This is a genomic window from Hymenobacter edaphi (assembly GCF_003258365.1).
Classification (GTDB): domain Bacteria; phylum Bacteroidota; class Bacteroidia; order Cytophagales; family Hymenobacteraceae; genus Solirubrum; species Solirubrum edaphi.
Window position 1 is genome coordinate 33453 of the sequence record NZ_QHKM01000002.1, and the last position, 16977, is coordinate 50429.

Annotated in this window: 16 protein-coding genes; 10 read left to right on the forward strand and 6 right to left on the reverse strand. The window is 65.7% G+C overall.

The window, feature by feature from the left end; genetic code table 11:
* The first annotated feature begins 596 nt into the window (after nt 1-596).
* The 6 genes from DLM85_RS07800 to DLM85_RS07825 all read left to right on the forward strand — a co-directional run bounded on the left by DLM85_RS07800 (nt 597) and on the right by DLM85_RS07825 (nt 8322).
* Entirely contained in the window at nt 597-1712 is a 1116-nt protein-coding gene (locus tag DLM85_RS07800; protein ID WP_111477555.1) for a PA14 domain-containing protein, read from the forward strand.
* 318 nt (nt 1713-2030) lie between these two features.
* Entirely contained in the window at nt 2031-3164 is a 1134-nt protein-coding gene (locus tag DLM85_RS07805) for an alkene reductase (protein WP_111477556.1), read from the forward strand.
* Between the two features lie 170 nt (nt 3165-3334).
* Nucleotides 3335-4333: an SDR family oxidoreductase gene (locus tag DLM85_RS07810; protein WP_111477557.1), complete on the forward strand. Its 999-nt coding sequence runs from the start codon at nt 3335-3337 to the stop codon at nt 4331-4333.
* Nucleotides 4334-4445: 112 nt separating this feature from the next.
* Nucleotides 4446-5039 carry a gluconate 2-dehydrogenase subunit 3 family protein gene (locus DLM85_RS07815; RefSeq protein WP_111477558.1) on the forward strand — a complete coding sequence of 198 codons (594 nt, stop codon included), beginning with the start codon at nt 4446-4448 and terminating at the stop codon, nt 5037-5039.
* Between the two features lie 237 nt (nt 5040-5276).
* On the forward strand, nt 5277-6827 hold the full coding sequence (locus tag DLM85_RS07820; RefSeq protein ID WP_243635921.1) for a GMC family oxidoreductase: 1551 nt from the start codon (nt 5277-5279) through the stop codon (nt 6825-6827).
* 157 nt (nt 6828-6984) lie between these two features.
* Nucleotides 6985-8322, forward strand: a complete 1338-nt coding sequence (locus DLM85_RS07825) for a family 1 glycosylhydrolase (protein WP_111477560.1) — start codon at nt 6985-6987, stop codon at nt 8320-8322.
* 82 nt (nt 8323-8404) lie between these two features.
* Here the strand turns inward: DLM85_RS07825 and DLM85_RS07830 are convergent, their stop codons facing one another.
* Nucleotides 8405-10009, reverse strand: coding sequence for a T9SS type A sorting domain-containing protein (locus DLM85_RS07830; protein WP_111477561.1), 1605 nt, complete (start codon nt 10007-10009; stop codon nt 8405-8407).
* Between the two features lie 214 nt (nt 10010-10223).
* Nucleotides 10224-11729 carry a catalase gene (locus DLM85_RS07835; RefSeq protein WP_111477562.1) on the reverse strand — a complete coding sequence of 502 codons (1506 nt, stop codon included), beginning with the start codon at nt 11727-11729 and terminating at the stop codon, nt 10224-10226.
* 99 nt (nt 11730-11828) lie between these two features.
* Here DLM85_RS07835 and DLM85_RS07840 point away from each other — a divergent pair, with 99 nt between their 5' ends.
* Complete coding sequence (locus DLM85_RS07840) at nt 11829-12764, forward strand: LysR substrate-binding domain-containing protein (RefSeq protein WP_111477563.1); 936 nt, start codon at nt 11829-11831, stop codon at nt 12762-12764.
* Nucleotides 12765-12774: 10 nt separating this feature from the next.
* Here the strand turns inward: DLM85_RS07840 and DLM85_RS07845 are convergent, their stop codons facing one another.
* The gene (locus tag DLM85_RS07845; RefSeq protein WP_111477564.1) at nt 12775-13692 is read right to left on the reverse strand and encodes a DUF5996 family protein; all 918 of its coding nucleotides are present in this window, start codon (nt 13690-13692) and stop codon (nt 12775-12777) included.
* Nucleotides 13693-14010: 318 nt separating this feature from the next.
* Between DLM85_RS07845 and DLM85_RS07850 the strand changes: the two genes are divergently transcribed.
* The 3 genes from DLM85_RS07850 (at nt 14011) to DLM85_RS07855 (ending at nt 15784) form a co-directional block, all read left to right on the forward strand.
* Entirely contained in the window at nt 14011-14760 is a 750-nt protein-coding gene (locus tag DLM85_RS07850; protein ID WP_111477565.1) for an alpha/beta fold hydrolase, read from the forward strand.
* A 67-nt stretch (nt 14761-14827) separates the two neighbouring features.
* Nucleotides 14828-15055 carry a hypothetical protein gene (locus DLM85_RS25015; protein WP_133256959.1) on the forward strand — a complete coding sequence of 76 codons (228 nt, stop codon included), beginning with the start codon at nt 14828-14830 and terminating at the stop codon, nt 15053-15055.
* Nucleotides 15056-15115: 60 nt separating this feature from the next.
* On the forward strand, nt 15116-15784 hold the full coding sequence (locus tag DLM85_RS07855; protein ID WP_111477566.1) for an SOS response-associated peptidase: 669 nt from the start codon (nt 15116-15118) through the stop codon (nt 15782-15784).
* Between the two features lie 9 nt (nt 15785-15793).
* On the opposite strand, the gene DLM85_RS07860 is transcribed toward DLM85_RS07855, so the two are convergent.
* The 3 genes from DLM85_RS07860 to DLM85_RS07870 form a co-directional block, all read right to left on the reverse strand.
* Nucleotides 15794-16012: a hypothetical protein gene (locus tag DLM85_RS07860; RefSeq protein ID WP_111477567.1), complete on the reverse strand. Its 219-nt coding sequence runs from the start codon at nt 16010-16012 to the stop codon at nt 15794-15796.
* Nucleotides 16013-16238: 226 nt separating this feature from the next.
* Nucleotides 16239-16436 (reverse strand): hypothetical protein, encoded by a 198-nt coding sequence (locus DLM85_RS07865; RefSeq protein ID WP_111477568.1) that lies wholly within the window; start codon nt 16434-16436, stop codon nt 16239-16241.
* Between the two features lie 179 nt (nt 16437-16615).
* A complete protein-coding gene (locus tag DLM85_RS07870) occupies nt 16616-16933 on the reverse strand; it encodes a hypothetical protein (protein ID WP_111477569.1) in 318 nt (105 codons plus the stop codon).
* Nucleotides 16934-16977: the final 44 nt, after the last annotated feature.

The following is a 16977-nucleotide window of genomic DNA, read 5'->3' on the forward strand; positions in this document are numbered from 1 at the left end:
GGGCAGGGCACGAAATGCCCTGGCAGGATGCAATAGGTAGGTGTGGATGGCGGAGCGGCTAAAAGGCCGAGGCGCCGGGGGCGGGGTGGAGCGGGTATTCAGGGCCGGCGCGGGCGGTAGGGGCTTAGCACCCCGGGCCGCCGGAATTCACCGGAAAGAAAGCTGAATCACAGTAAAACCACGGGATGTGCACCGTGGGCCCGGCCAGAACAGCAGGGCGGGGCAACAAACTACGTACGAAACGAAACCGGACGGTCCAAAACGGAGCAGCGCCGGCTGGTTGCGGTTATTGGTCGGTAAGTAAAGCAACAACTTGTAATTCCCAAAAGAGAAACTGAAAAAAATAGCCGGCAAGCCGACGTCGGGCCCACCCAACAAATCCAATCTTCTGTTCAAAAGCCAATGCCGCTTCGCGTCTGCCAGTGGTCCGCCGGATCCAGCTGCGCGGCCGCGCGTGGAGCTCCCGCCGGTCCGCCGAATCTTTGCCCAAAAGCCGGCGGGGCGCTGGAGCGCCGGGGATGTGCCCGCTGCCCGGGCGCTCTAGTTTTTTACCCGCCGGATCATCCAATATTGTCGTTTGATGCCGTTGTTTGGGCATGAAACGTTTTGGGCTGTTACTGGTATGCTGCAGCGGCGTTTGGGCGGGCCTGGCTCATGCCCAGACGCCCGGCCGGGCCCGGCCCGCCGGTACCGGGCTGCAGGCGGCGTATTACAACGGCACCAACTTCGAGCAGCTGGTACTGCGCCGTCAGGACGCCAACATCGACTTCGACTGGAAAAAGAAGCCGCCCGTTGAGGGGCTGGGGCCGGAGTTTTTCTCGGTGCGCTGGGAGGGCTACCTGCTGGCGCCCACTACGGGCGAGTATGAGTTTTCGACGGTGATGGACGACGGGCTGCGCGTGTGGGTGGGCGGCAAGCGCATCATTGATGCCTGGCGCGAGCAGGACCACGTGCCCGCCACCGTGCGCCTGCGCCTGGAGGCCGGCCGCTACTACCGCCTGCGCGTCGATTATTTCCAGACCATCCTCGACAGCCGTGCCGTGCTGCGCTGGCGCCTGCCCGCCGCAGCCGCCCTGCAGCCCGTCGGAGCCACCTATATGTTTGCGGCGCTGCCGGCCTCGGCCAAGCCGGTGCCGCCGCCCGCCGCCCGCCCGGTCACGCCGCCCGTCACCGCCGCGGCACCGCCACCCGTGCCCGCGGCCCGCCCGGTCGTGGCCGCCGCTACGCCGCGGACCGGGCGCTCCGCCCCCGCCCCGCGCCCAGCAGTGGCCCGGCCGGCGGCCCGTCGCCCCGAACCCGCCGGGCGCCGGGCCGCAGTGCCGGCGGTAGTGGGCCTCGGCGACTCTTTGCCCGATCTGACCAAGCTGCGCCGGGGCGAGGCGGTGGCGCTGAAGCACATCTATTTCGTGCAGAGCCAGGCCCGGCTGCTGCCCAGCTCCGGCCCGGAGCTGGCCCGGCTGGTGCGCGTGCTGCGCGAAAAGCCGGCCCTGCAGTTTGAAATTGCCGGCCACACCGACAACGTGGGCGACCCGCAGAAAAACCAGCAGCTCTCGGAGCAGCGCGCCCGGCTGGTGCGGGCCTACCTGGTGCAGCGCGGCATCGACTCGGTGCGCCTGACGGCCGTGGGCTACGGCGGCACCCGCCCCGTGGCCGACAACCGCGACCCGCACCAGCGCCCGCGCAACCGCCGCGTGGAGCTGGTAGCGCGGTGAGTCAGCGAGTTAGCGACTTAGTGATGTAGTGAGTTCTTGAACCTCAATTCACTGAAAGCTTCTACCTAAACCTCTGCACAGCTTTGCATCAAGAACCTGGATCTGCTTTCTGAAAGCCGGAAGCAGGTTTTGTCAGGGACTCTAAGTCGCTAGCTCACTACATCACCCCCTGCCGGTTTCACGGAGTATACCGAGCAATGTGGGCCGAAGTCATAACCGGGAAGGGGAATCAGGGGTTAGACAGCCATTGCGCCCAAAGCCGGGCGGCAATCAACCCAGAAAAAACGCCATTTGCTGGCGCCAACCCTCTTTTTTGCCATGAGCAACATCACTCCGAAGCTGTTTTCGCCCTTCACGCTGGGCGCCATTGAGCTGCCCAATCGCCTCGTCATGGCCCCGATGACGCGCAGCCGCGCCACCAACCCCGAAACCACCGCCACCGACTCGGTGGTCAAGTACTACGTGCAGCGCGCCACGGCGGGCCTCATCATCACCGAGGGCACCCAGGTGTCGCCGCAGGGCGTGGGCTACATCAACACGCCCGGCATCTACTCCGAGGCGCAGGTAGCCGCCTGGAAAAAAGTGACTGAGGCCGTGCACGAGGCCGGCGGGCGCATCTTCGCCCAGCTCTGGCACGTGGGCCGGGTGTCGCACCCCTTCTTCCACAACGGCGAGCTGCCGGTGGGACCGTCGGCCATCAAGCCCGAGGGCGCCAAGGCCTTCACCGGCCAGGGCTTCGAGGAAATACCCACGCCGCGGGCCCTGGAGCTGAGCGAAATTCCGGGCGTGGTGGACCAGTTCCGCCAGGCTGCCCGCAACGCCAAGGCCGCTGGCTTCGACGGCGTGGAAATCCACGGCGCCAACGGCTACCTGCTCGACCAGTTTCTGCAGGACGGCGCCAACCAGCGCACCGACGCGTACGGCGGCTCGGTGGAAAACCGCAGCCGCTTCGTGCTGGAAGTGGTGCAGGCCGTGGTGGATGAGCTGGGCGCCGACCGCGTGGGCATCCGCCTCTCGCCCCAGGGCAGCGCCAGCATTCAGGACTCCGATGCGCTGGGCGCGTTCAGCTACGTCACCGAGCAGCTGAACCGCTTCGGGCTGGCCTACCTGCACGTGCTGGAGGCCCTGCCCGGCCACCCGATGGCCCGCCCGGAAGGCAAGCCCGCCATCGGACCCGCGCTGCGCCGGATTTTCAAGGGCACCCTCATCCTGAACGGGGGCTACACCCAGGAAACCGCCGAGCTGGCCCTGGCAAACAACGAAGCCGACCTGATTGCCTTCGGCGTGCCCTTCATTGCCAACCCCGACCTGGTGGCCCGCTTCGAGCAGGGCGCGGCCCTGAACCAGCCCGACTTCGCCACTTTCTACGTGCCCGGCGACAAGGGCTACACCGACTACCCCACGCTGCACGAAGCGGCGCAGGAGCAGGCTGCCGAGTACCAGAGCAACTAAGCCCCGACGGCCCGCCCCGGCCCGCGCAGCCCCGGTTCCGTACGACGGAGCCGGGGCTTTTTGCGGGCGGCCCGGCGGCCCGGTATGCTGAACGTCACTGGCCAAGCTCGGCTTTTCGCGGCGCTTTTGCGTAAGGCCTAGAGCATCACCACCACCGACGCCCGTTCGCTATGGCCGCCAAGAAACCCGCCACCAAAGCCGCTCCCGCCCGCCCCGCTCCCCCGACCCCCGACGAGCCGAAACCGGCCAAAAAGACCGCGCCCAAGGCGGCCGCCACGAAAGCCCCGGTGCCCAAGCGCGAAAAGCGCCCCACGGCCGCCCAGATGAAGGAGCACGCCCAGAAGCTGCCCTACCCGGCCAAGCAGGCCGACATGAAGCTGCAGCCCGACTCGAACCTCTCGGGCTACCTGCCCGCCGGTAAGCTCAAGGGCAAAATCGCGCTGATTACCGGCGCCGACTCGGGCATCGGGCGGGCCGTGGCGCTGGCCTTTGCCATGGAGGGCGCCGACGTGGCCGTGCTCTACAACGAAAACGACGTGGACGCGCGCGAAACCCAGCGCTTGGTGGAAGGCCAGAAGCGCCGCTGCCTGCTGCTGAAGCTGGACGTGCGCGACCCGGAACAGTGCAAGCAGGCCGTGCGCCGCACCACCAAGGAGCTGGGCGGCCTGAACGTGCTGGTCAACAACGCCGCCTTCCAGATGGCGCAGGAGAAGTTCGAGGACATTTCGGAAGAGCAGATCCGCCGCACCTTCGACACCAACATTCTGGGCTACATCTGGATGGCCCAGGCCGCCATTCCGCACCTGCGCAAGGGCGACAGTATCATCAACACCGGCAGCATCGTGGGCCTGACGGGCATTCCGCTGCTGATTGACTACGCCAGCACCAAGTCGGCCATTCACGCCTTCACCAAAAGCCTGGCGCAGTACCTGGGCGAGAAGGGCATCCGCGTGAACTGCGTGGTGCCCGGCCCGGTGTGGACGCCCAACATCCCCGGCACCATGCCGCGCGAGGAAATCGAGAAGTTCGGCCACGAAGTAGCCCTCAAGCGCCCCGGTCAGCCCGAAGAAATAGCTCCCGCCTACGTGCTGCTGGCCTCCCAGGACGGCTCTTTCATGACCGGCTCCCTGGTCCACGTAACGGGCGGTAAAATGAGCAGCGACCAGTAGGTGAGATGGTGAGGTGGTGAACTGGTGAGTGCCGTTCTGCTTGCGCAAGCTGCGCAGTTCCGCGCCTCCCGAACATCAAACTCACCAGTTCACCACCTCACCATCTCACCACATGAAATATCCCCCCGGTACCGTGCGGGCCCTGCTCGATACGCCCCACGTGAGCGACGTCACCCGCGCCGCTTTGCAAGCGCGCCTTGATGCCCCGGCCTACGAGCCGCAGTTTTTCGATGCCGACAGCTACCGCCTGCTCGGGGCCGTGTGCCAGCGCCTGTTGCCCCAGACCGAGCGCGGCGCCGAGGCCATCGACCTGCCCGCCGGCATCGACCGGCGCCTGTTCAGCGGCCAGGCCGACGGCTGGCGCTACGATGTGCTGCCGCCCGACCGCGAAGCCTACCGCCTCGGCCTCGGAGGCGTTCAACAGACGGCGCAGGCACAGTTTCAGCAGGATTTTCTGCTGCTGAGTGCCGCGCAGCAGGACCAGGTGCTGGCCGCCGTGCAGGCCGGCACGGCCCCCGGCGACCTGTGGCTGAAAGTTGATGCCCGGCGCTTCTTCGAAGAGCTGCTGGCCGAAGCTACCATCCTCTACTATTCCCACCCGCTGGCCCAGGAAGAAATCGGCTACGTCGGCATGGCCGACCTGCCCGCCTGGACGCGCATCGGCCTCGATGAACGCGAAGAGCGGGAGCCGCAAGAAGTGAAATAGTGAGATGGTGAAATGGTTAGTTTGGCGTTCTGGCGCCACTCCATTTTACCATGCTGCCGCTCACTAGTTCACCATTTCACCATTTTACCATCTCACCACACCGTGCCCGACGAAGAAGAACTCATTGAAGAAGGCGTGGTCAGCCCCGTGCAGCCCGAGGTGCAGGACCCGCTGCTGCGGCAACTGCTGCAGGACGCGCCCGCCGCGGCTGATACGCCCGAGCCCCAGCCCGCCAAGCTGCCCGAGCCGACCGACGTGGTCGACTGCGTGGTAATCGGGACCGGGGCGGGCGGGGCGCCGCTGCTGGCCCGGCTGGCTTTGGCCGGGCTGCGGGTGGTGGCCCTGGAGGCCGGCCCGCGCCACGAGCCGCGCCGCGACTTCGCCACCGACGAGCAGGCCCAGGCGTTTCTGTTCTGGAACGACGAGCGGCTCTCGGCCGGAAAGCACCCTCTTTCCTTCGGCAACAATAACTCCGGCACAGGCGTGGGCGGCAGCACCCTGCACTACACCGCCTACACTCCCCGCGTGCAGCCCGACGACCTGCGCCTGCGCACCGAGTTCGGCCGGGGCCAGGACTGGCCCCTGAGCTACGACGACCTGGCGCCCTACTACGACGAGCTGGAGTGGCTGCTGGGCGTGTCGGGTCCCTCGCCCTACCCCTGGGGGCCCGAGCGGCAACGTGGCTACCCGCTGCCGCCGCTGCCGCTCAACGGGGCTGCCCAGCTGATGCAGCGGGCCTGCGAAAAGCTCGGCATCCGCACCTCGCCGGCGGCCAACGCGGCGTTGTCGGCGCGCTACTACCAGGAGGGCATCGGCTGGCGCGAGGCCTGCACCAACCGCGGCTTCTGCCAGGCCGGCTGCTCCAACGGGGCCAAGGCCAGCATGGACGTCACTTTCATCCCCCTGGCCGAAGCTCACGGCGCCGAGGTGCGCGCCGACTGCTTCGTGACGGAAATCGAGCGCGACGCCCAGGGCCGCGTGACGGGCGTGGTGTACCAGCAGCACGGGCAGGAGCAGCGCCAGCGGTGCCGCACGCTGTTTCTGTGCGCCGGCGCGGTGGAAACGCCCCGCCTGCTGCTGCTCAACGAGCTGGCGCTAAGCAGCGGGCACGTGGGCCGCAACCTGATGGCCCACCCCGGCCTGCAGCTCTGGGGCACTTTCGACGAGCTGGTGCGGCCCAACAAGGGCATTCCCGGCGGGCTGATTTCCGAGGACACCCACCGGCCCAGGGACGCCGACTTTGCTGGCGGCTACCTGCTGCAGAGCATCGGCGTGATGCCCGTGACCTTCGCCAGCCAGGTGGCCCGGGGCCGCGGCCTGTGGGGCCCGCAGCTGCGCGAGTACATGAGCCAGTACAACCACGTGGCCGGCATCAACATCCTCGGCGACTGCCTGCCCCACGCCGACAACTACCTCGAACTCTCCGACGAAAAGGACGCGCGCGGGCTGCCCAAGCCGCGCATCTACTTCACCAACCAGGAAAACGAGCTGCGCATGAACGCCCACGCCGAGCGCGTGATGCGCCGGATCTGGGACGCCGCCGGCGCCCGCGACGTGTGGGCCTTCCCGCGCTCCGCCCACGTTATCGGCACCTGCCGCATGGGGCTGAGCGGCGACGACGCGGTGGTCGACGCCGACGGCCGCTGCTTCGACGTGCCCAACCTCTACATCTGCGACAACTCCGTGTTTCCCAGTGCCCTGAGCGTCAATCCGGCCCTGACCATCATGGCCCTCAGCCTGCGCACCGCCGATAGATTCCTGGAAAAGCAGCGCCGCCGCGACCTGTAGCCACTCCACCTGTCATCTGGTGTACGGGCAGCCGAAGGCCCTTGCCACGCGTGAACGACTAGCCTTAGGGACTGCTGCCTGAGGTGATAAGGGCCTTTGCTCCGCTTTGCCGCGCTCCGGATGACAGGATAAACTGCCGCCACCCCAACCACACCACATGCCCCAGAACTTTCTCTCTCACATCAAAGCCAGCTTCGGCGACGGGCACTACGCCGGCGACGAATTCGGCGGGGCAGCCGGCCACGACGGCCGCGGCCTGCCCACCGGTTCGCCCAGCAACTTCATGTTTGCCACCGGTATCGAGTGCTCCTACCCCACCATCGACCACGGCCGCACCCGCCGCGACCAGCTGGCCGAAAGCTACCACTACGAGCGGTACCAGGAGGATCTGGGCCTGGTGCGGGAGCTGGGCCTGAAAGTGCTGCGCTACAACCTGCCGTACTACAAAATTCACCAGGGGCCGGGCCGCTACGACTGGGAGTTTGCCGACCTGGCCATGGCCGAAATCCAGCGCCTGGGCCTCACGCCCATCCTGGACCTGATGCACTTCGGCGTGCCCGACTGGGTGGGCAACTTCCAGAACCCCGAGCTGCCGGTGCACTTCGCCGAGTACTGCGGCGCGGTGGCCCGGCGCTACCCCTGGGTGCGCTTTTACACGCCCGTCAACGAGATTTACGTGACGGCCCGCGCCTCGGCCAAGGACGGCATCTGGAACGAGCAGCTCAAGGACGACCGCGCCTTCATTACCGCCATGAAGCACATCACGGCGGCCAGCATCATGGGCAACCAGCAGATTGCCAAGTACCGGCCCGACTGCGTCATCGTGCAGAGCGAGTCGGCCGAGTACATCCACGAGATGCGCGCCGTGCAAAGCCCCGACATCCGGCTCACCAACAAGCTGCGCTTTCTCTCGCTGGATTTGCTCTACGCCCACACCATCGACGCGGAAGTGCTGCTTTACTGCCTCGACAACGGCATGACTCGGGAGGAGCTGCAGTGGTTTATGGCCGGCGAGCCGCCCGGCTACCAGATCATGGGCAACGACTACTACGGCCGCAATGAGCGCATCATCAAGCCCGACGGCAACTGGTGCTCGGCCGAGGACGTGCTGGGCTGGTACACCATGACCAAGCAGTACTACGAGCGGTACCGCAAGCCCGTCTTTCACACCGAAACCAACAGCTTCAACGCCAAGGAGGCCGAATGCTGGCTCTGGAAGCAATGGGTCAACGTCACGCGCATCCGGCAGGACGGCGTGCCCGTCGTCGGCTTCACCTGGTACTCCCTGCTCGATCAGCTCGACTGGGACATCAGCCTGGCCGAAAAGCGCCTCGCCGTGAACCCCTGCGGCCTCTACGACCTCGACCGGAAAATCCGCCCGGTGGGGGAAAGCTACAAGATGATGATCCGCGAGTTCGGGCAGATTACCATGGTGCCCCACGGCGAGCTGTTCGAAATATCCCCGCGGCCGGCCTCGCTGAAAGTGGATATCTGAGCCTGGCCCCGCGCACCGCGCACAAAAAAAGCCTGCCTCCGGACGGAGGCAGGCTTTTTTGTGGGGCGGAAATCCGCCGGTCTTACTTGGTCAGCGAGAGTTGACGAATGGTGTAGTCGTTGCCCACTTTCACTTTCAGCGTGTACACGCCGGCCGAGAGGTGCGAGAGGTCCAGCTTGTTCTCGAAGTTGTCGCGCAGCTGGGTGTTGGTGTACACCGTCTGGCCCAGCGTGTTGGTTACCTGCACCTGCAGGCCGCCCTGGGCGTTGGCGCCGCGCACGTCCAGCGTTACCACGCCGTTGGTGCTCGGGTTCGGGTACAGGCTGATGGCGCGGTTCAGTGCGGCCGAGGTGCCGGTGGCAACGTCCGCCGTGGCTTCCACCACGAAGATGCCGAAGCCTTGGGAAGCCGCATCGGTGAGGGTGCCGCCGGTGGTAGCCGAGAAGGGGCTGATGGTGTAGAACGTGCCCGGGCGCGTGGGCGTCTGCGGCACGTAGCTCATCGGGAAGTACTGGGTGCTGATCGAGGGGGTTTGCACCAGGCCCACGAAGAAGTCGCCGACAGCCACGTTCACCGGGGTGGTGAGGGGGAAGGTACGGCGCTGGTTGACGTCAGCCGTGGTCACTACGTAGTTGGCCGAGCGGCCCAGCACGGCGCCGGTCGAGCTTACCACTACCCCGTATACGGTGTTGCCCACGGAAGCCGGGTCGCCGATGTTGGCAACTACCGACGTGAGCCGGCGCGCAACGGTGGTGTTGTAGCGCACCACGAAGGCGGCCGTAGCCGTGGCGCCGAAGCCCACGCTGTTGTTGGCGTTGATCGTGGCCGTATTGCTGACGTAGCTGAACGAGTTGGTCGTGATGAGCTGGCTGTACGTCTGCGTGTTGTTGGTCAGGTTGTCGTCGGCCAGCAGCGAAACCGTCAGCGTGTTGGTGCCCGTGGCCGCAGCCGGAATCGTGTAGTTGGTGAACGTTACGGTTGCCGTGCCGCCCACGGGAATGTTGCCCGTCAGCTGCGAGTTGTTGAAGGTGGTGGCGCCGGTTACGGCCAGCGTCACCGGTACGCCGGACAGGGGCGTGGAGCCGGCGTTGCGGATAACGGCTTGCACCGTCTGCGGCGTGCCGGCCGGGGTCTTGCCCAGGGCGTAGATGGCCTGCACTTCCGCGTCATTGGCTGCCAGCGCCGTTACGCAGGCGGTGATGGCGCCGTTGGTCGGGGCCGCGCTGCCGTAGGCGTAGTAGCGGGCGTAGTAGGTGCTGCCAATCGTGAGGCCGGAAAGCGTGATGGATTCCGAGCTGTTGCTCACGTTGTCGTCGGCGCAGCCCATGCTGGCCAGCGTGGTGCAGGAGCCGCTGAAGGCTTCCAGCACGCCGTCGAAGGCGCTGCCGATGGTGATGGTGTGGGCGGCGCTGGTGGCAGTGAACTTGTACCACACGTCCCGGGCCGTCGACGAGGTAAAGCCGTTGCAGGCAATGGGCGCCTGGCTTTGCGTGGCGCTGGCCACCGTACCGGCCACGGTGGTGCAGGTGAAGGCCGGCGTCAGGGTCACGGCCCCGGCGCAGTCATCGTTGGCGGGGGCCTGGGCCCAGGCGGCGGGCGCCAGCAGCACGGCGGCGGCCAGGGTCGTCAGGCGTGCCCAGGCTTTTTTCGACAGCCCGGAAGCGGAAGAGTAGTTGTTTGGGTGCATGTAGCAAAAGTTGGAGTGGAAAGAATGTGCAGGAGTAAGGCGGGAAAACCCCAGCCCAAGGTAGCAAGGTTTTGGGAAGCGTTTGGCTTCCCGGTGGCTAATAGTTGGGCTTGATAGACGTAATCCGGCGGCGGGCGTTGTCCGTTTACGAAAAAAGCCGGCCCCTCACGGAGCCGGCTTAACATGCGCCGGGGCGCCTTGCGGTGCTTCTACCCTACACGGCGGCGGCCGGGGCGTGGTGCGTGGGCACGGTCACATCCAGGCCCAGCCCTTTGGCAATGGCCAGGCCCAGGCCGATGTCGGCGCGGAACCAGTGGCAGAGCTGGCGCTGCAGAATTTCCTCGCGCTTGGGGCCGCTCACCCCGCTCATGGCCCCCACGATATTCTGCACGGTGCTCTGCTGGGCCGCGGGCGTCAGCAGCCGGAACAGCGCGCCGGGCTGGGAGTAATGGTCGTTTTCGCCGGGGGCGTTGCGGTCGTAGCGGTCGGCTAGGCCGTGCAGGGCCTCGGCCGGTTCGCCCACCGTCGGGTCTTCCTGCGGGCCGGCAAAGGAATTGGGGAAGTAGTTCGGCCCGCTGCCGCCGTTGTCGCCCAGGGCCATCTGCCCGTCGCGCTGGTAGTTCGAGAAGCCGAAGGGGCAGCGGTTTACGGGCAGGTGCTCGTAGTTGGTGCCCAGGCGGTAGCGCTGCGCGTCGGGGTAGCCCAGCAGGCGGCCCTGCAGCATCTTGTCGGGCGAGTAGCCGATGCCGTCGACCACGTGGGCCGGGGCGAAGGCGGCCTGCTCCACGTGGGCGTGGTAGTTCACCGGGTTTTCGTTCAGCTCCAGCACGCCCAGCTCCTGCAGCGGGTAGTCGGCATGGGGCCACACCTTGGTCAGGTCGAAGGGGTTCAGGTGGTAGGTGGCCGCGTCGGCCTCCGGCATGAGCTGCACCTTCAGCGTCCAGCGCGGGAAGTTGCCCTGCTCAATGGCCTCGAACAGGTCGCGCTGGGCGAAGTCCGGATCGATGCCCTTCATTTCGGTGGCTTCCTCGGCGGTAAAGTTCTTGATGCCCTGCTCGGTGAGGAAGTGGAACTTCACGTAGAACCGCTCGTTCGCGGCGTTGATCAACGAGAAGGTGTGGGAGCCGAAGCCGTGCATGTGGCGGTAGCCGTAGGGCGTGCCGCGGTCCGACATCAGGATCAGCACCTGGTGCAGGCTTTCGGGGTTCAGGCTCCAGAAGTCCCACATGGCCGTGGCCGACTTGCAGTTGGTCTGCGGGTCGCGCTTCTGGGTGTGGATGAAGTCGGGAAACTTCACCGGGTCCTTCACGAAGAACACCGGCGTGTTATTGCCCACCAGGTCCCAGTTGCCATCCTCGGTGTAAAACTTCACCGCGAAGCCGCGCGGGTCGCGCTCCGTGTCGGCCGAGCCTTTCTCGCCGCCCACGGTGCTGAAGCGCAGAAACACCCGCGTCTGCTTACCGACGGCTGAAAATACCTTGGCGCGGCTGAACTGCGTCAAATCGTGCGTCACGGTGAAGGTGCCGTATGCCCCCGAGCCCTTGGCGTGCACCACGCGCTCCGGAATCCGCTCCCGGTTGAAGTGGGCCAGCTTTTCGTGCAGCAGGTAGTCCTGCAGCAGGACCGGACCGCGCGGCCCGGCGGTTTGCGAGTTCTGGTTGTCCCAGATGGGGCGGCCGGCGGCCGTGGTCAGGCGGTTGGGGTGCTGTTGTTCAGACATCGTAGGCAGCAGTTGGTTCTGTTGAGGTGCTGCAAAGGTGGGCGTTCGGGGATTATCAGTAAAATCGATAATTTTGATGGTAGTATTGATGATGTCTATATGACCCTGCAGCAACTCGAATATCTCGTCGCCCTCGACACCCACCGGCAGTTCGTGCTGGCGGCCGATCGGTGTTTTGTCACCCAGCCTACGCTCAGCATGCAGATGCAGAAGCTGGAAGACGAGCTGGGCGTGCTGCTGTTTCACCGCACCAAAAGCGGCATCGAGCCCACGGCCACGGGCGCCAAAGTGGTGCAGCGCGCCCGGGAGGTGCTGCGCTCGGTGAAGCAGCTGCGCGAGGTGGTGCAGCTGGAAAAGGGGGAGCTGGTGGGCGAGCTGCGCCTGGGCATCATTCCCACGCTGGCGCCCTACCTGGTGCCGCTGTTCTTGCTGGAGCTAGTGCAGCAGCATCCGCAGCTGCGCGTGCAGGTGGAAGAGCTGCAGACCGAGCACATCGTGCAGCGTCTGAAAGCCAATCAGCTCGACGTGGGCCTGCTCGTCACCCCCCTCGACGACCGCGCCCTGCAGGAAATTCCGCTGCTGGAAGAGCCTTTTCTGGCCTACGTGGCCGACGACCACCCCCTGCGCGCGCAGCCTGCCCTGCGCCCCACCGACCTGCAGGCCCACGATAATATGTGGCTGCTGCAGCAGGGCCACTGCTTTCGGCAGCAGACGCTCAATATCTGCACCGCCGCCGCGGCCAACGAAGCCCGGCCCTTCACCTACGAAAGCGGCTCCATCGAAACGCTCAAGCAGCTGGTGCGCCAAAACCACGGCTACACCCTGGTGCCCGAGCTGTCGGTGCTCGACGAGCTGGACCGCAACCCGATGATCAAGCGCTTCGAGGCGCCCGAGCCGGTGCGCGAAGTCAGCCTGGTGGTGCACCACAGCTTTGTGCGCCGGCCCCTGCTCACCCTGCTGCGCGACACGATTCTGCGGCGCACGCCCGAGCGGCTGCACGCCCGCGGTGCGGGGCAGAAAATTCGCTGGAAGTAAGCCGGCGGGCCTAGTGCCGCTCCAGGTGGCGCCGGTCCCAACGGGCCAGGTTGGCGGCGGCCTCGTAGCTGCTCTGCAGAAAGTCGAGCACCAGCCGGCGCGGATCAGCGGCGGTGCGCACGGCCTCGTAGGGCAGCAGAAACTCGCCCAACTGCTCGCTGAAGGCCGCTTCGGCGGGCCGGATGGGCGCCTGCGCGAAGCCCGGCGGGGTGGGGTAGGCGTAGCTGTAGAAGGCGGCTTCCTGCCCGTTGCCGCCGGGCCACCAGCCGGCGCTGCTCACCTCGGCCGAGTAAGCTTCGCGCGTCACCCAGTCGGCCAGGTTGGGCACGCCGCCGGGGTGCGCCGGCGCCGGCCGGCCCGAAAAGCGCGTGACGGCCAGATCAAACGAGCCCCAGAAGAAATGCACCGGGCTGGCCTTACCGGTGAAGTGCCCGCGAAACTCGCCCAGCAGCTGATCGGCGCGCAGCAGAATCTGCCAGAAGCGCTGCACGGCGTCGGGGTCGTAGCTGTGGTGGTGCTGGTCTTGGGAGAAAGGCGTGGCATCCTCCACTTCCACCGGCACCGGCCAGATGGGGGCCGCCACGCCCGCCGCGCGCAGCAGGCTGCGGTATTCGTGGTAAAAATCGGCCACGGTGCGCGGGGCCAGCGCCATGCGGCGCACTTCCCCGTCGCTGGTGTAGAGCTGCAGCTCGTGGTGGTGAAAGTCGAACACGACCTCGCAGGCGCCGGCGGCGTAGGGCATCGAGCCGGTGGAGAGGCCGCGGGGCGTCACGTACAGCGGCACCTGCCACCAGTGGTTCAGCATGGGGCACAGCGCCAGCCGCGTCTTGCCCACTATCTGCGTCCACATGTGCAGGGTTTGGCGGGTGGCGGTCCAGGAGTCGGCCGGCAGGGCGGGCCAGGGCGAAGGGGCGAGTGGGGTGGACATCGGTGTGCGGGCAACGGGTGAGACTAATGATAATCAGAATTACAGTACCGGGCTTGCCGGAGACGCTGTTGGCTGAAGCGCAAGGCAGAAAAATGGCCTCACAGCATCCGAAAGCGCATTTCGCAACGAGGAGTCAGCTGGCTGGTAATAAAGCTATTCAGGACGGGGCATCCTTCGCTGCGCGTCTGCCAGGCGAAGCATGACTGGCGCTCAACCCGAACCTGACTGCCTACGCAACGGCAATACCGCCCTGGCTCCCAGCCACTCCGGAGCCGCTTTCCCGTAAGCAAGTCGGTGTTGTTCACCGCGTCTCCGCTTATGTCCGCTGCTCCTGCGCCCGTTACCCTGATTTTTCTGCACTACTGGGCCGGCTCCGGCCGCGAGTGGTCGGCCGTCGTTGAGGCGCTGGGGCCCGACTACCATTGCCTCACGCCCGACCTCGGCGGCTTCGGCGACGCACCCGCCCCCAGCCGCGGCTACTCCGTGGAGGCCTACGCCAGCGAGGTGGAAGCCCTCATCAACCGCCAGCAGCTCGCCGATTACGTGCTCGTGGGCCACAGCATGGGCGGCAAGATTGCGCTGGACGTGGCCGCCCGGCAGCCGCCTGGCCTGCGCGGCGTGGCCTTGCTCACGCCCTCGCCGCCCACCCCCGAGCCCATGCGCGAGGAGGAGCGGCAGGCCAGCCTGCGCAGCTACGGCGACCCGGCCGCCGCCGAAGCCACCTTCGAGCACATCACGGCCCGGGCCCTGCCCGATGCGCTGCGCCAGCAGGTCATTGCCGACAACCTGCGCACCAGCAAAGCTGCCTGGGACGCGTGGCTGCTGCAGGGCAGCAAGGAAGACATCTGCGCCCTGATGCCCCGCGTGCAGGTGCCCGTGTTCCTCCTTGCCGGCACCGCCGACGCCGTGCTGCCCCCGCAGGTGCACCAGCGCGAGCTGCTGCCCTGCCTGGCCGAAGCCACCACCTTCCACTTCATCGAAGGCGCCGGCCATCTGCTGCCCCTCGAAGCGCCCGGCGAAGTGGCCAGCGCCCTGCGGCAGTTTCTGGCCGAGCTAGCGGTGGGGTAAAGCAAAATGTATATGTGTATAAAAGGTCAAAGACTACTTTTAGCCACTTCAACTCAACCCCATTATCATGGCTTTTTTAACTCTTAACCAAGTAGCAGCCGAAGGCACACACGCTACTTCTGGTGTCGGAACTACCGATGCTGTATTTGATGTGGTTACGGCCAACGGCATAGAGTGCATTCGTTTGCGAACCTACGCGGAGGGTCAGGGCGTCGCCGGAGGGGTAAAACAGACGGTGCACCTTACGGCAAGGCAGTTGAGCGAAATGCTCCACACAATGCTGTCCGCCGTATAAGCATCTTGACGAGAAGCCTCGCTGCAGAAAGCGAGGCTTTCTTTTACCAGTTCTCCTCTTATGTGCGGCCGTTACACCATCATCACTCCCGATTCGGGCCTGGCCAAGCGCTTTGATGCCAAACCGGCCGCCCCCACGGCGGCCAACTACAACGCCGCGCCTTCGCAGCGCATGCCCATTATCACCAACCTCGCCCCGCACGACATTCAGGCGGTGCAGTGGGGGCTGATTCCGGGCTGGGTGAAGGACGTGAAGCAAGCGCCCAAGCCCATCAACGCCCGCGCCGAGACGCTGCCCGAAAAGCCCTCGTTTCGGCAGCTGCTGCAGCGCCGCCGCTGCCTGGTGCTGGCCGACAGCTTCTACGAGTGGCAGCAGACGGGCCGCGGCAAGATTCCGCACCGCATCCTGCGCCAGGACGAAGCGCCCTTCGCCTTTGCCGGCCTCTGGGACGAATGGACCGACCGCGACACCGGCGAAGTGGTGCCCACGTTCACCATCGTCACCACCGAGCCCAACGCCCTGATGGCGCAGCTGCACAACCGCATGCCCGTCATCCTGCCCGACCGCGCCGCCGAGCTGGCCTGGCTCGATGACCGCACAACGGCCGCCGAACACCAGGCGTTGCTGCGCCCGCTGCCCGACGGCCTGCTGAAGGAGTATGCGGTGACCACCCTGGTCAACTCGCCGGCCCACAACGACCCGGCGGTGCTGCAGCCCGCCGCGGCCTAGCGTGGGCAGTTAGCGGCCCAAGCCGAACAGGCCGTGGCGCTTGCTGCGACGCATGCCGCCACGGTTCTTCTTCCGCTTTTTGCGCTTGAACTTATACCCGCCGCCGAACGCGTCGTGGCCGGCCGGGGTGAGTGAGGTGGTTTCGGCCACGGGCGCACCAGCGAAGGCAGCCTCGAAAGGGGCGCTGGCCAGCACGGCAAGCAGCAGGGAACAGCAGAGCGTTTTCATAGCGGTGGAGCAAGAAGAAGTGGAGAAATCCTAGAATCGTTTGACGATGCAATTCTACGTCGACTATGCGGCTGCCCAAAAAAAACGGCCTCACATGAAGATGTGAAGCCGTCGGCTGACGTAGCTCAGGGCCGCGTCGAGAGAACGAAGATGGGTGATATTAGGGCTTGATTGGCAGATTTTTACGCCGAAAAAGCCGGAATTTTACTGCCCCAAAGATGCGAGGCTAGCGCCGACGCCGGCCAGCGCGGCGCTTCTTGCGCTTTTTGCGTTTGGCCACGCTGCTGGCGTGACTCGCGTCGTCTGCTTTCAGAATGGCGGTGGTCGAGGCTGCCGGGGCTATGGACTCGGCGTAACTCTCGTCGGGTACGGCCGCGCCGCCCAGAATCAGTGCGGCCAGGGCATAGTAAAGCTGCTTACGCATAGGGGTAAGTGATTGTGTTGGTGGAAAAGAAACGAGCGAGTTGAGTGGCAATAATAATTGAAATGTACCGAATTATGCAATAAATAATACGATTTATCATAGTTAATAGTATTCAGCAAAACGCAGTCCGTCTCAGGTAGAAACGGACTGCGTCGGCTGGTAGGGTCCGGAAAGCGCGGCTATTTGCCGGCCGGCTTGGCGTCCTTGGCGGGCTCCGGGGCGTCGTCGCCGTCGGTGAAGTCCTCAATGGCGTCCTGAATCTGGTCGGAGTACTTGGTCAGCACCAGCACGGCGCCGGCGGCCAGCACGGCAATGCCGAGTACGAGCTGGGTGGGGGTGAGGCGCTGGCTGGCCTTGCGCAGCAGGGCGCCGCCGTGGCGGAGCAGGTCTTCAACGTGCTCGTTGTCGCCCTTAATCACGTGGTAGGCGCTTTCGAAGGTGCGCGCAATGTCCTCCGGGAGAATGTCTTCCAGCTGTTTTTGGATCTGGTTGTCCATGACGGAACGGATGAGGTAGTTAGGGGGTCGGAACAAACGCCCGC

What these genes read in the sequence shown, in the direction of transcription:
- DLM85_RS07845 (WP_111477564.1), bottom strand. Translation starts at nt 13,692, where the DNA reads ATGTCCACCCCACTCGCCCCTTCGCCCTGGCCCGCCCTGCCGGCCGAC.
- DLM85_RS25015 (WP_133256959.1), top strand. Translation starts at nt 14,828, where the DNA reads ATGGCTTTTTTAACTCTTAACCAAGTAGCAGCCGAAGGCACACACGCT.
- DLM85_RS07855 (WP_111477566.1), top strand. Translation starts at nt 15,116, where the DNA reads ATGTGCGGCCGTTACACCATCATCACTCCCGATTCGGGCCTGGCCAAG.
- DLM85_RS07800 (WP_111477555.1), top strand. Translation starts at nt 597, where the DNA reads ATGAAACGTTTTGGGCTGTTACTGGTATGCTGCAGCGGCGTTTGGGCG.
- DLM85_RS07850 (WP_111477565.1), top strand. Translation starts at nt 14,011, where the DNA reads ATGTCCGCTGCTCCTGCGCCCGTTACCCTGATTTTTCTGCACTACTGG.
- DLM85_RS07810 (WP_111477557.1), top strand. Translation starts at nt 3,335, where the DNA reads ATGGCCGCCAAGAAACCCGCCACCAAAGCCGCTCCCGCCCGCCCCGCT.
- DLM85_RS07835 (WP_111477562.1), bottom strand. Translation starts at nt 11,729, where the DNA reads ATGTCTGAACAACAGCACCCCAACCGCCTGACCACGGCCGCCGGCCGC.
- DLM85_RS07860 (WP_111477567.1), bottom strand. Translation starts at nt 16,012, where the DNA reads ATGAAAACGCTCTGCTGTTCCCTGCTGCTTGCCGTGCTGGCCAGCGCC.
- DLM85_RS07805 (WP_111477556.1), top strand. Translation starts at nt 2,031, where the DNA reads ATGAGCAACATCACTCCGAAGCTGTTTTCGCCCTTCACGCTGGGCGCC.
- DLM85_RS07825 (WP_111477560.1), top strand. Translation starts at nt 6,985, where the DNA reads ATGCCCCAGAACTTTCTCTCTCACATCAAAGCCAGCTTCGGCGACGGG.
- DLM85_RS07830 (WP_111477561.1), bottom strand. Translation starts at nt 10,009, where the DNA reads ATGCACCCAAACAACTACTCTTCCGCTTCCGGGCTGTCGAAAAAAGCC.
- DLM85_RS07815 (WP_111477558.1), top strand. Translation starts at nt 4,446, where the DNA reads ATGAAATATCCCCCCGGTACCGTGCGGGCCCTGCTCGATACGCCCCAC.
- DLM85_RS07840 (WP_111477563.1), top strand. Translation starts at nt 11,829, where the DNA reads ATGACCCTGCAGCAACTCGAATATCTCGTCGCCCTCGACACCCACCGG.
- DLM85_RS07865 (WP_111477568.1), bottom strand. Translation starts at nt 16,436, where the DNA reads ATGCGTAAGCAGCTTTACTATGCCCTGGCCGCACTGATTCTGGGCGGC.
- DLM85_RS07870 (WP_111477569.1), bottom strand. Translation starts at nt 16,933, where the DNA reads ATGGACAACCAGATCCAAAAACAGCTGGAAGACATTCTCCCGGAGGAC.